Source organism: Streptomyces sp. NPDC093984 (assembly GCF_044764595.1).
GTDB classification, from domain to species: domain Bacteria; phylum Actinomycetota; class Actinomycetes; order Streptomycetales; family Streptomycetaceae; genus Streptomyces; species Streptomyces cynarae.
In genome coordinates, this window is record NZ_JBIWIM010000004.1 from 724,327 (window position 1) to 738,602 (window position 14,276).

9 protein-coding genes and 4 tRNA genes are annotated in these 14,276 nt (G+C 70.0%); 7 read left to right on the forward strand and 6 right to left on the reverse strand.

Annotation, left to right across the window (positions count from 1 at the left end; all coding sequences use genetic code 11):
* Positions 1–50: 50 nt before the first annotated feature.
* Together hrpA and ACIRC0_RS19300 are read right to left on the reverse strand one after the other, a co-directional pair.
* Positions 51–4,019, reverse strand: coding sequence for an ATP-dependent RNA helicase HrpA (hrpA, locus tag ACIRC0_RS19295; protein WP_403617316.1), 3,969 nt, complete (start codon positions 4,017–4,019; stop codon positions 51–53).
* A 97-nt stretch (positions 4,020–4,116) separates the two neighbouring features.
* Positions 4,117–4,392: a hypothetical protein gene (locus tag ACIRC0_RS19300; RefSeq protein ID WP_403617317.1), complete on the reverse strand. Its 276-nt coding sequence runs from the start codon at positions 4,390–4,392 to the stop codon at positions 4,117–4,119.
* Positions 4,393–4,795: 403 nt separating this feature from the next.
* Between ACIRC0_RS19300 and ACIRC0_RS19305 the strand changes: the two genes are divergently transcribed.
* Together ACIRC0_RS19305 and ACIRC0_RS19310 are read left to right on the forward strand one after the other, a co-directional pair.
* Positions 4,796–5,887, forward strand: a complete 1,092-nt coding sequence (locus ACIRC0_RS19305) for a DUF1259 domain-containing protein (RefSeq protein ID WP_403617318.1) — start codon at positions 4,796–4,798, stop codon at positions 5,885–5,887.
* A 227-nt stretch (positions 5,888–6,114) separates the two neighbouring features.
* Entirely contained in the window at positions 6,115–6,453 is a 339-nt protein-coding gene (locus ACIRC0_RS19310) for a tyrosine-type recombinase/integrase (RefSeq protein ID WP_403617319.1), read from the forward strand.
* A gap of 93 nt (positions 6,454–6,546) precedes the next feature.
* Here ACIRC0_RS19310 and ACIRC0_RS19315 read toward each other — a convergent pair.
* From ACIRC0_RS19315 to ACIRC0_RS19330, 4 genes are all read right to left on the reverse strand, one after another.
* Positions 6,547–6,620 (reverse strand) — tRNA-Phe (locus ACIRC0_RS19315).
* 24 nt (positions 6,621–6,644) lie between these two features.
* Positions 6,645–6,719, reverse strand: a tRNA-Asp gene (locus ACIRC0_RS19320).
* Between the two features lie 37 nt (positions 6,720–6,756).
* Positions 6,757–6,829 (reverse strand) — tRNA-Glu (locus tag ACIRC0_RS19325).
* A gap of 80 nt (positions 6,830–6,909) precedes the next feature.
* Positions 6,910–8,505: a metallophosphoesterase gene (locus ACIRC0_RS19330; protein ID WP_403617320.1), complete on the reverse strand. Its 1,596-nt coding sequence runs from the start codon at positions 8,503–8,505 to the stop codon at positions 6,910–6,912.
* A gap of 104 nt (positions 8,506–8,609) precedes the next feature.
* On the opposite strand from ACIRC0_RS19330, the gene ACIRC0_RS19335 reads away from it, so the two are divergent.
* From ACIRC0_RS19335 to ACIRC0_RS19355, 5 genes are all read left to right on the forward strand, one after another.
* Entirely contained in the window at positions 8,610–8,960 is a 351-nt protein-coding gene (locus tag ACIRC0_RS19335) for a metallopeptidase family protein (RefSeq protein WP_366028985.1), read from the forward strand.
* A 216-nt stretch (positions 8,961–9,176) separates the two neighbouring features.
* Positions 9,177–9,713, forward strand: a complete 537-nt coding sequence (locus ACIRC0_RS19340) for a hypothetical protein (protein WP_403617321.1) — start codon at positions 9,177–9,179, stop codon at positions 9,711–9,713.
* Positions 9,714–9,962: 249 nt separating this feature from the next.
* Positions 9,963–12,191, forward strand: a complete 2,229-nt coding sequence (locus ACIRC0_RS19345; protein ID WP_403617322.1) for a DEAD/DEAH box helicase — start codon at positions 9,963–9,965, stop codon at positions 12,189–12,191.
* A 169-nt stretch (positions 12,192–12,360) separates the two neighbouring features.
* On the forward strand, positions 12,361–13,896 hold the full coding sequence (locus ACIRC0_RS19350; RefSeq protein WP_403617323.1) for an amino acid permease: 1,536 nt from the start codon (positions 12,361–12,363) through the stop codon (positions 13,894–13,896).
* A gap of 199 nt (positions 13,897–14,095) precedes the next feature.
* Positions 14,096–14,168, forward strand: a tRNA-Lys gene (locus ACIRC0_RS19355).
* The last annotated feature ends 108 nt before the right edge of the window (positions 14,169–14,276 follow it).

The window sequence follows — 14,276 nt, forward strand, 5'->3', positions numbered from 1 at the left end:
TGTACAGGAGGGTGAGTCCCTGGTCGAACTCACCCTTCGTGTACACGCCGTCACGGCACCGCCGCGTCGATCGCCTTCACGATCCGCTTGTCCGAGATCGGGTACGCCGTGCCCAGCGCGTGGGCGAAGTAGCTGACCCGGAGCTCCTCGATCATCCAGCGGATGTCCCGCACCGAGGACGGCACGGGACGGCCCTGCGGCAACTGCTCCAGCAGCCACGCGTACTCGTCCTGCATCTCCCGGACCTTGTCCATGCGCGTGGTGTCCCGCTGCACGTTCGTCGGCATCTGCTGGAGGCGGCGGTCCGCGGCCACCAGGTACCGCATCAGATCCGGCAGCCGCCGTATCCCCGCCTCCGTCACGAACCCGGGCTTCACGAGGGCGTCCAGCTGTGCCCGTACGTCCGTCAGGTTCGGCAGCAGGGCCGGGCTGCGTACCGCCTTCAGGCGGCGCTCACAGGCCTGCCAGGCGGCCAGCACCTGCTGCACCTGTGCGACCGTGCGCACCGTCGTGTCGACGATCTCTGCGCGCACCCTGTCGAACAGCTTCCGGTACGACTCCTCGTCCCACGCCGGTCCCCCGAAGTCGCCGATCAGCTTGTCCGCCGCGGCCATCGCGCAGTCGTCGAACAGGGCTTGGATGGAGCCGTGCGGGTTCGCGGACAGGGCGAGCTTCTGCTGGTTGGTCAGCTTCTCGGACGCGAACTTCGCGGGGTTCACCGGAATGTTGCGCAGGATGAGCCGGCGCGTGCCCTTCCACATGGCCTCGGCCTGTTCCGCCTCCGTGTCGAAGAGGCGTACGGACACCGTGTCGCCGTCGTCGACCAGCGCCGGGAACGCCTTGACCGGCTGCCCGGCTCGGCGCGTCTCGAACACCTGGGTGAGCGTGCCGATCGTCCAGTCCGTCAGGCCCGTACGCTCCAGGGACTCCCCGCCCTGCCGCTCGGCGGTGGCCGCCGCGGCCTGCGAGAGCGCCTTGCGTGCCTTGGGCTTGAGCTTCAGCTTGAGGGCCTCGAGGTCCTTGTCCTCCGCCAGCTTCCGGCGCCGCTCGTCGACGATCCGGAAGGTGATCTGCAGATGGTCCGGCACCTTGGACCAGTCGAAGTCCTCCGGCTCGAAGGGCACCCCGACCATCCGCTTCAGCTCACGCGCCATCGTGGTCGTCAGCGGCTCCTGCAAGGGCACCGCCTTCTCCAGGAACGCCTTCGCGTAGTTCGGCGCCGGGACGTAGTTGCGGCGGATCGGCTTCGGCAGGGAGCGGATCAGCTCGGTGACCAGCTCCTCCCTCAGGCCCGGGATCTGCCAGTCGAAGCCCTCGTCCGTGACCTGGTTGAGGACCTGCAGCGGGATGTGGACGGTCACGCCGTCCGCGTCCGCGCCCGGTTCGAACTGGTATGTGACCCGGAACTTCAGCCGGCCCTGGCGCCACGAGTCGGGGTAGTCGTCCTTGGTGACCGCGCCCGCCTTCTCGTTGATGAGCATCTCGCGCTCGAAGTCGAGGAAGTCGGGCTGCTCGTGGCGTTTGCGCTTCCACCAGGAGTCGAAGTGCGCGCCGGACACGACGTGTTCGGGCACGCGCTGGTCGTAGAAGTCGAACAGCGTCTCGTCGTCGACCACGATGTCCCGGCGCCGGGCGCGGTGCTCCAGCTCCTCGACCTCGCTCAGGAGCTTGCGGTTGTCGGCGAAGAACTTGTGGTGGGTGCGCCAGTCGCCCTCGACCAGGGCGTTGCGGATGAACAGCTCGCGGCTGGCCTCGGGGTCGATCCGGCCGTAGTTCACCTTCCGCTGGGCGACGATGGGGACGCCGTACAGCGTGACCTTCTCGTACGCCATCACGGCCGCCTGGTCCTTCTCCCAGTGCGGCTCGCTGTACGTCCGCTTCAGCAGGTGGCCGGCGAGCGGCTCGACCCACTCGGGCTCGATCTTCGCGTTGACGCGGGCCCAGAGGCGGGAGGTCTCGACGAGCTCGGCGGACATCACGAAGCGCGGGGGCTTCTTGAAGAGGGCCGAGCCCGGGAAGATCGCGAACTTGGCGTTCCGGGCGCCCAGGTACTCGTTCTTCCCTGCGTTTTTCCCGCCCTCCCCCCCGGCGTTCTTGACGTCCTTCATGCCGATGTGCGACAGCAGACCGGCGAGGAGCGAGACATGGATGCGGTCGGCCGGGGCGTCGTCCTCGTTGACGTGGATGCCCATCTGCTTGGCGACCGTGCGCAGCTGCGTGTAGATGTCCTGCCATTCGCGGATGCGCAGGAAGTTGAGGTACTCCTGCTTGCACATCCGGCGGAAGGACGAGGACCCCCGCTCCTTCTGCTGCTCGCGGATGTACCGCCACAGGTTGAGGTACGCGAGGAAGTCGCTCGTCTCGTCCTTGAAGCGGGCGTGCTGCTGGTCGGCCTGGGTCTGCTTGTCGGCGGGGCGCTCGCGCGGGTCCTGGATGGACAGGGCGGCGGCGATCACCATGACCTCGCGGACGCAGCCGTTCTTGTCGGCCTCCAGGACCATGCGCGCCAGGCGCGGGTCGACCGGCAGCTGGGCGAGCTTGCGGCCGGTGTCGGTGAGGCGCTTGCGCGGGTCCTTCTGCGTGGGGTCCAGGGCGCCCAGTTCCTGCAGGAGCTGCACGCCGTCGCGGATGTTGCGGTGGTCCGGCGGGTCGATGAACGGGAACTTCTCGATGTCGCCGAGGCCGGCCGCGGTCATCTGGAGGATGACGGAGGCGAGGTTCGTCCGCAGGATCTCCGCGTCGGTGAACTCCGGCCGGGCGACGAAGTCGTCCTCGCTGTACAGCCGGATGCAGATGCCGTCGCTGGTCCGGCCGCAGCGGCCCTTGCGCTGGTTGGCGCTCGCCTGCGAGATCGGCTCGATGGGCAGTCGCTGGACCTTGGTCCGGTGGCTGTACCGGGAGATCCGGGCGAAGCCGGGGTCGATGACGTACTTGATGCCCGGGACGGTGAGGGAGGTCTCGGCGACGTTCGTCGCGAGAACGATCCTGCGGCCCGGGTGCGGCTGGAACACGCGGTGCTGCTCGGCGTGGGACAGCCGGGCGTACAGCGGCAGGATCTCCGTGAACCTGTACTGCTTCCTGGTGAGCGCGTCCGCCGTGTCGCGGATCTCGCGCTCGCCGGAGAGGAAGACGAGGATGTCGCCGGGCCCCTCGGCCATCAGCTCCTCGACGGCGTCGGTGATCGCGGTGATCTGGTCCCGGTCCGCGTCGTCGGAGTCCTCCTCCAGGAGGGGCCGGTAGCGCACCTCGACGGGATAGGTCCGTCCGCTGACCTCGACGATCGGCGCGTCGCCGAAGTGCCGCGAGAAGCGCTCGGGGTCGATCGTGGCCGAGGTGATGACGACCTTGAGATCCGGGCGCCGGGGGAGGAGCTGGGCGAGGTAGCCCAGCAGGAAGTCGATGTTGAGGGACCGCTCGTGGGCCTCGTCGATGATGATCGTGTCGTAGGCGCGCAGCTCGCGGTCCGTCTGGATCTCCGCGAGGAGGATGCCGTCCGTCATCAGCTTGATGAAGGTGGCGTCCGGGTTCACCTGGTCGGTGAAGCGGACCTTCCAGCCGACGGCCTCGCCGAGGGGGGTGTCCAGCTCTTCCGCGACCCGTTCGGCGACGGTGCGCGCGGCGATACGGCGGGGCTGGGTGTGGCCGATCATCCCGCGGACGCCCCGGCCGAGCTCGAGGCAGATCTTGGGGATCTGGGTGGTCTTGCCGGAGCCGGTCTCACCGGCCACGATCACGACCTGGTGGTCGCGTATGGCGTCGGCGATCTCGCTCTTCTTCTGGCTGACCGGGAGCTGCTCGGGGTAGGTGACGGCGGGCACGCGGGCGGTGCGCTCGCCGATCCGCGCCTCGGCCTTGGCGACCTCCGCCTCGATCTCGGCGAGTACGGCGGCCCGGGCTTCCGGCTTGCGGATCTTGCGCGCGCCTTCCAGCCTGCGGCCGAGCCGCTGCGCGTCGCGCAGGGAGAGCTCGGACAGGCGAGGGGCGAGGGTGCCGAGGGCGGGGGCGGGATGCGTAGACATACGCGGTCCAGGATCTCACCTTGGCGAAATTCGTGGCTAACGAATTGCCGCGGGCCGTTCCCGGCGGCCTGTCCGTCGCGCTGAAGCAGCCCGGTTGCTACGGGTTCTGCTGCTGCGCGGCCGTGGCCGTCGCTGCCTGGTCCCGGGCCGCCATGGACTTCGCCGTGTTGGAGACGGCCTTGATGCCGAGGTACGCGGTGGTCATGCTGCTGACCGCCGTGAAGGCCGCGGTGAGCACGCCGACCATCACCGGCTTGTCGCCGTCCAGGCGCCAGACGCCGAAGACCGCCACGCCGGCGATGGCGACGTTGCTGACGATCACCGCGAGCAGGCCGTAGCGGGCCCGCGTCTTCTCCAGTTCGGTGTCCTGCATGGCACTCGCCCCCGGTTCAAGATTCCCCGTCGCTGCCTGGACCAGCCAGAACGTAGCGCCCGGAAGGGGACATGCCAAGCCGACCGGCCCGGGAGGCCGCCGACGGCCCTGGTTGATCCCTGACGGACGCGGTTGTGCGCTGCTGTTGGCGTACGGGTTGGCGTAGCCGTGTTTGATTTCTTCGAGGTGCTTTGGCGCCGCGTTTCCGGTGGGATTGTGTCTATTTGGGGTGATGCTATGACATGCCGCTTTTGGGGCAATCAGGGGGTATGGGCGGTGTGGCAGGCAGACTTTGTCTGTTGATCACGGTCCAGGTGACGGAGACCGCTGGCACAGGTCGCGGGAGCGACTCTTCGAGAGGAACCCGCGGGCCCCTTCACAACATGGTTGGGATGGCGAATACATGGCTACTGAAGCGAGACCGGGGAAGGCCGGAAGAGGTGCGGGGGCATCAAGACGCTACCTGCTGACCACGGTTGCGCTGGGATCGGCATTCGCGGCGCTGCCGGGACGGGCAGTCGACGCCGAGCGAGCCGCCTCGGGCGGTGGAGCACACGGCGGCACGGATCACGACCGCAGCGGTGAGCGCGCGGGGCCTGACGGCAGGGTCGGCGGGGATGCCGGCGGGTTGGTGCGTCCAGTCGAGAGCACGACGAAGGACTGGGCTCACGTCGCGGCGGAGCTGGGCCGCGAGGGCAACATGCTGGGCAGGCTGATTTACCGGACGGCTTTTCCCCGCAGCGATCTGCGTGTCGTCTCCCACGGCGTCACCGTGTCGCCGGAACTCGCCGTCGGCTCGCACGTGTCCTTCATCCGCTATGCCGACAACACCATGATGACCATGGGGGAGCTGGCCGTCACCGAGACGGAGCTGCACCAGGTGACCGGCGCGCTGCAGTCACACGGTATCGAGCAGGTGGCCATTCACAACCACCTGCTCGCTCACTCTCCCCGTCTCGTGTGGATCCATACGCACGGGCACGGCCCGGATGCCGCGACCCTGGCTCGCGGCCTGCGCGCCGCGCTTGCCTGCACAGGCACGCCGCCCGCCAAGTCCTCGACGACTCGCCCGAAGAAGCTGAAGCTGGACACAGCGGGTATCGACGCCGCCCTGGGCACCACCGGCACCGTCTACGGCGGCGTCTACAAGGTCGCATTCCGGCGCCGCGAGACGATCACCGAAGGCCGCTACGTTCTGCCGCCCGGTTCCGGGGCGACCTCGGCCCTCAGCTTCCAGCCGGTGGGAGGAGGTCGTGCCGCGGTCAGCGGGGATGTCGCCGTGGTGGCCGGGGAGGCGCAGAAAGTGTTGGACGCGCTCCAGCGCGGCGGAATCAGGGTCGTCGAGTTGCACAACCATGGCATGGTCGACACGCCCCGCATGTTCTTCATCCACGTCTGGGCCGTCGGTGACGCCGTGAAGATTGCGCGGGCCCTGCGCCGTGCGGTGGCTGCTACCAACGCCGCACCTGCCCGTGGTGCAGGAGGGGGCGAGTAAGCGGCTGGAAGGAGCCGTGCCCCATCCGTACCCGGTCGTGCGGGGAACCGCAGGGGACGACGGTGGCGAGCGGACACCGCCACGCACAACGGCCTCCGACTGTTCGATCTAGTCGAGGTTCACCTACGCGGTGGGCGCGGGATTCGAACGCACGGTGGCTCGTGTCACGGCGGTTTTCAAGACCAGTGGAATTTCCCCGGCCAGACGTGCTTTGACCTGCGCCTCAGGTGCCCTGGATCGCGTCGTCCGGACCATGCCGGCCAGAGGACGGCTGCGGGAGGCCATCCCAACCCCGGATCTGCACCCAAGGCCTCGGCACCCCGCTGGAGCCGGACAACCTTCGGCGGAGCTGGTACCCCCTCCGGAAGCGGCTCGGACTGGAGATCCGGTTTCACGATCTCCGACATTCCGCCGTCTCCCTCCTGCTCGACCTGGGGGTGCCGCCGCACATCGTCCGGCAGACCGTTGGTCACAGCGACATCGGGGTGACCATGAAGGTCTATGCCCACGCGTCGCTCGATGAGCAGCGGAAGGCGCTCCGGAAGCTCGGGGACACCCTGACCTGAGAGCCGTTGGCGTACGGGTTGGCGTAGGTGACACGAAAGAGCCCCTTCTCCGGTCGTATCGGAGAGGGGCTCATGCCCTGGTCAGGGCGGTTGTGGCTGGGGCCGGGGTCGAACCGGCGACCTTCCGCTTTTCAGGCGGACGCTCGTACCAACTGAGCTACCCAGCCGCGAGGTCTCACGTGAAACCTCAGCGGTCCTGACGGGATTTGAACCCGCGGCCTCCACCTTGACAGGGTGGCGAGCACTCCAAACTGCTCCACAGGACCAAGCGCTGCGTACGACAGTGTCGCACAGGGTGGTGCGTGCCCCCAACGGGATTCGAACCCGTGCTACCGCCTTGAAAGGGCGGCGTCCTAGGCCGCTAGACGATGAGGGCTATCGGCCCGCCTGGGCGCTTCTCAGCGCGTCGGGGACGTGAGAAGCATATGGGATGGGAGGAGGGTTCGCCAAAACCGTTTAGGGGGCGCTCGGCGTCGGGGTCGCGCCGGAGCGGCTCGCGGGGGGCGTGCTCGGGGGCGTGGTGCCCGGCGAAGGGCTCCCGCCCGGCTGGTTCTCCTTGGCCAGGTGACGGGTCACCTCCGCCGTCGTCTGCCCCAGGCCGCCGAGCCTGATCTCGTCCCAGGCCTGCAGATGGCGGGTGTCGCGGTCCAGGTAGAGGATCGAGGCCTCGATCGGGGCCGGGTACTGGCGCTCGACCGCCCGCAGTCCACTGCCGCCCGTCGATCCCTCGATGCGCAGCCGGGTGCCGTACTTCATGATCTCCATCCCCTCGTGGTGCAGATGTCCCGCCAGGACCAGCGGCACATCGCCGTCCACCTGGCGCGCGGCCGTCGGCTCGTGGGCGATCGCGATGTCGACGGGCCTGCCCGCCGCCTTCTGGTCGCGCAGGGCCGTGGCCAGACGCGCACCCGCCAGTTCCTCGGCGTGGTCGCCGCCCGGGGTGACCGACCGGTCGGGGGTGAACTGCGGGTCCCCCATCCCGGCGAAACGCAGGCCCGCGATGCTGACCGCCCTGCCGTCGTCCAGGACGTGCACGTTCTTCATGTGCTCCAGGTAGCGCTGGGTGGTCGAGGAGTCGTGGTTGCCACGGACCCAGACGTAGGGGGCGCCCAGGTCGGCGATCGGGTCCAGGAAGCGGTTCTCCGCCGCCGTGCCGTGGTCCATGGTGTCGCCGGAGTCGACGATCACATTGACGTCGTACTGCTTGACCAGCGAGGCGATGATCTTCCAGCTCGCCGGGTTGAGGTGGATGTCGGAGACGTGCAGGACCCGGATCGTCGTCGGGTCCGGCTGGTAGGCGGGGAGGGTGGACGTGACGTCGTAGAGCTTCGTCACGTTCGTCACCAGGCGCGCCAGCTCCTGCTGGTAGACGTCGAACTCGGTGACGATGCTGCGCGCGTTGCCGACCAGGGAGGGCGCGGAGGAGAGCAGGCCGGAGAACTTCGGCTCGAGGACCGACTCGGGGTTCCAGGTGGCGTACGCCGTCGCCCCGGAGGCGCCGAGGAGGGTGAACGCCAGCCCGCCGGCCGCGAGTGCCCGCCGGGGGCGGCGGTAGACCGCCAGGCCGAGCGCGGTCGCGCCGGCGACCACGGCCACGCAGGAGCGCACGGCAAGGTCGAGCGTGCCGTGCTCGACGTCGTGGGTGATCTCCTCCTGGAGCCCGGAGATCCGCTCCGGGTGGTCCACCAGTTCCTGGGAGCGGCCGGGGTCGAGCTGGTCGACGTTGACGTCGAGCCGGACGGGCGCCTGGTGGCTGTTCAGCTCGAGGGCGCCGAGTGGGGAGACGTTGATCTTCGTGCCCCCGGCCAGCGAGGGGCGCAGGGTCATGGTGGTGTTCATGGGGCCCACCGGGACGCGCACATCGCCCACGATCAACAGGCCGAGCCAGGCGCCCAGGAGCACCACGGTGACCATGCCGAGGGCCCGGAGCCAGGGGTGGGGCTGCGGGACGAGTTCGGCGGCCGGGTGCGGGCGGAGTGAGCGGTAGTACCGGGCGAGCGTGGAGGGCGCCCTTCGAACGCGGTTCAGAGCTGCTGGGGGGACGCGGTCCATTGGTCCCGTATGCCCAGGTTGCTGAGCGGATATGCGGAGTGGATCAACGGATACGGGGGCGGTCGAACCCCGCCGGTCGGGGTGTCGTGCCGGACAATGGCCCTGTGCTGGAGATGACGCGCGAGGAGTTCGAGGAACTGGTCGCCGAGGCGCTCGACCGGATCCCGCCGGAGCTGACGCGGCTCATGGACAACGTCGCGGTGTTCGTCGAGGAGGAGCCGCCCGCGGACGATCCCGGGCTGCTCGGGCTGTACGAGGGCACTCCGCTGACGGACCGCGGCGAGTGGTACGCGGGCGTGCTGCCGGACCGGATCACGATCTACCGGGGGCCGACCCTGCGGATGTGCGACACCCGTGAGGACGTGGTCGCGGAGACCGAGGTGACGGTGGTGCATGAGATCGCACACCACTTCGGCATCGACGACGCCCGGCTCCACTCGCTCGGGTACGGGTGACGTGGGACGGCGTGCGGTTGGGGTACGGGTGACGTGGGACGGAGTGTGCTCCGGTGCGGGCGACGTCCGGGAGGCGATGTCCGCGGTGGCCGTCGAGCGTCCTTGCGTACAGGTGACCTCGGGCGGGTGACGTTCCCTTCCCGCGGCGCGTGTCCTCTTGCGGGCGGCGGGAGTTGGGCAGGCTGACTTCTCGTATGCCCCCGGAGGTGGCTGCCCGTGCGCGCCAGTTACGTACCCGTCCGTCTGGCCGCCACGGTCATGGCCCTCGCCGCCGCCACCGGCTGCATGAGCGTGGGGGACGACGCGGGCGCTCCGTCGCAGGCGCCTTCGGCGGGGCGGCACGGCGGGGCGGCGCCGGACGGGGGTTCGGCGACGAGCGGGGGCGCGGACGCGGGCCTGGGCGGAGCGGCGGCCAAGGCGGGGTCGCCGAAGCCGGCCGGGTCCGGGACCGGAGGGTCCTCCGTGCCGCCCTCCGCGTCGGCGTCCAAGGGCGGCGGGTCGAAGGACGCCGGGCCGACCGCCAAGGAGACCTCACCGCCCGGTAAGGGGGGCGGCGGCGGTGTGGTGCCGCCCGCGCCGACGGTGGGGGAGCCGGACCCCACGCAGGCCTCGGTCGACCCCACGCCGACGAGCCGGCCGGACCCGCCGTCGCCGACCCCGACGACCGCGGAGCCGTCGTCCTCGGCGCCCGGGCAGGCCACGCAGCTGACGCAGCGGGAGCCGGCGCCGCGAGCGGGAATCCCGGCGGCGTAGGTGTGTCCGCCTCCAGGTTCCTGGTGCCTGTGGCGAGAGTCACCCGGAGGGGGCGGGGATCGGTTTGCTTTCAGCGGTCCGAGGTGCGTATCTTGGTAGATCGTTTGATCCCATTTGCCCGGCGCCTTGAAGACGCGCCGCGTGTGGCGCGTACTCTCCCTTGCCGTGGCCGGACCGCATCGAGGCGGTCGAATGCGACTTCACGGATGTTTGGGCGCGTGCCAGAACTCCGGAAGGTTCGCATTTCGTATGTCTGTTGCCCGTACCGAGCACATCGTCCTGTCCGCGGACGACTCCCAGAACACCGAGAGCACCTCTGTGGCCGCTGAGGCCCAGGACGCCGCTCCCGAGATGACCTTCGCCGATCTCGGCCTGCCCGAGGGCATCGTCCGCAAGCTCGCGCAGAACGGCGTCACCGTCCCCTTCCCGATCCAGGCCGCGACCATCCCGGACGCCCTGGCCGGCAAGGACATCCTCGGCCGTGGCCGCACCGGCTCGGGCAAGACGCTGTCCTTCGGTCTGCCCACCCTGGCCATCCTGGCCGGCGGGCGCACCGAGAAGAAGAAGCCCCGGGCCGTGATCCTCACCCCGACCCGTGAGCTGGCCATGCAGGTCGCCGACGCGCTGCAGCCCTACGGCGACGTGCTCGGGCTGAAGATGAAGGTCGTCTGCGGCGGCACCTCCATGGCGAACCAGATCTACGCCCTCGAGCGCGGCGTGGACATCCTGGTCGCCACGCCGGGCCGCCTGCGCGACATCATCAACCGCGGCGCCTGCTCCCTCGAGGACGTGCGGATCGCCGTCCTCGACGAGGCCGACCAGATGTCCGACCTGGGCTTCCTGCCCGAGGTCACCGAACTGCTCGACCAGGTCCCGGCGGGCGGCCAGCGGATGCTGTTCTCCGCGACCATGGAGAACGAGATCAAGACCCTGGTCGACCGGTACCTGAACGACCCGGTCAGCCACGAGGTGGACGCCGCCCAGGGCGCGGTGACGACCATGTCGCACCACATCCTCATCGTGAAGCCCAAGGACAAGGCCCCGGTCACCGCCGCGATCGCCTCCCGCAAGGGCCGCACCATCATCTTCGTCCGCACCCAGATGGGTGCCGACCGCGTCGCCGAACAGCTGCGCGACGCCGGGGTGAAGGCGGACGCGCTGCACGGCGGCATGACCCAGGGCGCGCGCACCCGGACGCTGGCCGACTTCAAGGACGGGTACGTCAACGTGCTCGTCGCGACCGACGTCGCCGCCCGCGGCATCCACGTCGACGGGATCGACCTGGTGCTCAACGTGGACCCGGCCGGGGACCACAAGGACTACCTGCACCGCGCCGGCCGTACGGCGCGTGCGGGCCGTACGGGCACGGTGGTCTCGCTCTCGCTGCCGCACCAGCGGCGCCAGATCTTCCGGCTGATGGAGGACGCGGGCGTCGACGCCTCGCGCCACATCATCCAGGGCGGTGCCGCGTTCGACCCGGAGGTCGCCGAGATCACCGGCGCCCGGTCGATGACCGAGGTCCAGGCGGAGTCCGCCGGGATGGCCGCGCAGCAGGCCGAGCGGGAAGTCGCGCAGCTCACCAAGCAGTTGGAGCGGGCGACGCGGCGCGCGGCCGAACTGCGGGAGGAGGCCGACCGCCTCGTCGCGCGGGCCGCGCGCGAGCGGGGCGAGGACCCGGAGGCGGCGGTGGCAGCCGCGGCGGCGGATAACGTCGAGGTGCCGGCCGAGGTCTCGGTGCCGGAGCAGCGGACCGCCAGGGAGGCGGAGCGCGGCGAGGGCGCCGAACAGGGTGAGCGCGAGGAGCGTACGGCCGGTTCGTCGTCGTACGAGCGGCGTGAACGCCGGGAGGAGCGCGGCGGTTTCCATCGGGACCGCGGTTTCGACCGTGACCGGGACCGTGGCTTCGACCGCCGGGACGACGACCGTGGCGGCCGTTCGTTCGAGCGGCGCGACGACCGGGGCGGCTTCCGCCGTGACGGCGACCGGCGCCCGTTCGACCGTGACCGCGGCTTCGCCGGCCGGGACCGTGACCGCGGCTTCGACCGCCGTGACAACGACCGCCGTGACAACGACCGCCGCGACAACGACCGTCGTTCGTTCGATCGGCGTGACGACCGCGGTGGCTTCCGTCGCGAGGACGACCGCGGTGGCTTCCGTCGCGACAACGACCGTGACCGCCGCCCGTTCGACCGCGACCGTCGTGACAACGACCGTCGTGACAACGACCGTCGTTCGTTCGACCGGCGTGACGACCGTGGTGGTTTCCGTCGTGACAACGACCGGCGCCCGTTCGAGCGGCGTGACGACCGCGGCGGGCACCGCGGCAGCGACCGCCCGTTCAACCGGGACCGCCAGGGCGACCGCCCCGGCTTCCGCTCCGCGGGCCACGACCGCCCCTACGGCCGTCGTGACGACCACCGCGGCACCGGCTCGTTCGGCCGCCGCGAGGACAAGCCGCGCTGGAAGCGCAACGGCTGACGCCGAGTGAGCTTGGAGGGCCCGTACGACTTCCCGTCGTGCGGGCCCTTCCGCTTTCCGCCGTACGGGCGCCCTTCGGCGTGCCCCGGCAACAGTCCCTTTTCCGGCCGTCGGTTTCAGGTCATCGGGTGGCGCATGTCACGCGCCCGGCGAGGGAATCGCTGGGGGCATGACAGATGACGTCAGAGCGAGTGGGCTGTCGGACGAAGAGCGGCTGGCCCAGCTCGGCTACACACAGGTTCTCGCGCGCCGGATGTCGGCGTTCTCCAACTACGCGGTCTCCTTCACGATCATCTCGGTGCTCTCCGGCTGTCTGACCCTCTACCTCTTCGGGATGAACACCGGCGGCCCCGCCGTGATCACCTGGGGCTGGGTGGCCGTCGGTCTGATGACGCTGTTCGTCGGGCTGTCGATGGCCGAGATCTGCTCGGCCTACCCGACCTCCGCGGGCCTGTACTTCTGGGCCCACCGCCTGGCGCCGACGCGCTCGGCCGCGGCCTGGGCCTGGTTCACGGGCTGGTTCAACGTGCTGGGCCAGGTGGCCGTGACGGCGGGCGTCGACTTCGGCGCCGCGTCCTTCCTGGGCGCGTACCTCAACCTGCAGTTCGACTTCGAGGTCACCCCCGGCCGCACGGTTCTGCTCTTCGCGGCGATCCTGCTCCTGCACGGCCTGCTGAACACCTTCGGCGTGCGTATCGTCGCCATCCTCAACAGCGTCAGTGTGTGGTGGCACGTGCTCGGGGTCGCGGTCATCGTGGGCGCGCTGGCCTTCGTACCGGACCACCACCGGTCGGCGTCCTTCGTCTTCACGAAGTTCGTGAACAACACAGGCTGGAGCAGCGGCACTTACGTGGCCCTGCTCGGTCTGCTGATGGCCCAGTACACCTTCACCGGCTACGACGCCTCCGCCCATATGACGGAGGAGACGCACGACGCGTCCACGGCGGGCCCGAAGGGCATCGTCCGCTCCATCTGGACCTCCTGGATCGCCGGCTTCGTCCTCCTGCTGGGCTTCACCTTCGCCATCCAGTCCTACGACAAGGAACTTCAGTCCCCAACCGGCGCGCCGCCCGCGCAGATCCTGCTGGACGCCCTCGGAGCGAGCGCGGGCAAGCTGCTGCTGCTCGTCGTGATCGGCGCGCAGCTGTTCTGCGGGATGGCGTCCGTGACGGCCAACAGCCGCATGATCTACGCCTTTTCCCGTGACGGGGCGCTGCCGTTCTCGCACGTGTGGCACACGGTCAGCCCACGCACGCGCACCCCGGTGGCGGCGGTGTGGCTGGCGGCGATGGGGGCGCTGGCCCTGGGCCTGCCGTACCTGATCAACGTGACCGCGTACGCGGCCGTGACGTCGATCGCGGTGATCGGCCTCTACATCGCCTACGTCATCCCGACCCTGCTGCGGGTCCGCCGGGGCGAGACCTTCGAACGCGGCCCCTGGCACCTGGGCCGCTGGTCCCAGCCGATCGGCGTGATCTCGGTGGCCTGGGTCGTCGTGATCACGATCCTCTTCATGCTCCCGCAGGTCTCCCCGGTCACCTGGGAGACGTTCAACTACGCCCCGGTCGCCGTCCTGGTCGTCCTCGGCTTCGCGGCCACCTGGTGGCTGGCCTCGGCCCGCCACTGGTTCCTGAACCCGGACCACGAACGCACCCGCATCCGCGAGGCCGCCCGCTCCGGCGCGCCCGAACCGGCCGACCCGTAACCGCACCGGCCACCCGCACGGCCGCCCCGCCACCCCACCGGCCACCCGCACGGCCGCCCCGCCACCCCACCGGCCACCCGCACGGCCGCCCCGCAACCCACCCACATGCCACCCACAGCGAACACTTCCGGCCCGCCTCCCCTATACCCGATCGGAGATACGGCCTCGTCGGGCTATGCTCGGGGAGGCAACATCGCGAGGGCCCTTAGCTCAATTGGCAGAGCAGTGGACTTTTAATCCATTGGTTGTGGGTTCGAGTCCCACAGGGCCTACGGTCCGCAGGCGAGGGGCACCCCTCTCCGGCCTGTCGTGCGGCGTCCGGTTCGGCTTCGGCCGGGGCGGGCGCCGCTTCGTTCTCCGGGCCGTGCGGGAGCGTCCCC

Coding starts and splice junctions, on each gene's coding strand:
- hrpA (WP_403617316.1), bottom strand. CDS start 4,019: ATGTCTACGCATCCCGCCCCCGCCCTCGGCACCCTCGCCCCTCGCCTG.
- ACIRC0_RS19300 (WP_403617317.1), bottom strand. CDS start 4,392: ATGCAGGACACCGAACTGGAGAAGACGCGGGCCCGCTACGGCCTGCTC.
- ACIRC0_RS19305 (WP_403617318.1), top strand. CDS start 4,796: ATGGCTACTGAAGCGAGACCGGGGAAGGCCGGAAGAGGTGCGGGGGCA.
- ACIRC0_RS19330 (WP_403617320.1), bottom strand. CDS start 8,505: ATGGACCGCGTCCCCCCAGCAGCTCTGAACCGCGTTCGAAGGGCGCCC.
- ACIRC0_RS19345 (WP_403617322.1), top strand. CDS start 9,963: ATGTCTGTTGCCCGTACCGAGCACATCGTCCTGTCCGCGGACGACTCC.
- ACIRC0_RS19350 (WP_403617323.1), top strand. CDS start 12,361: ATGACAGATGACGTCAGAGCGAGTGGGCTGTCGGACGAAGAGCGGCTG.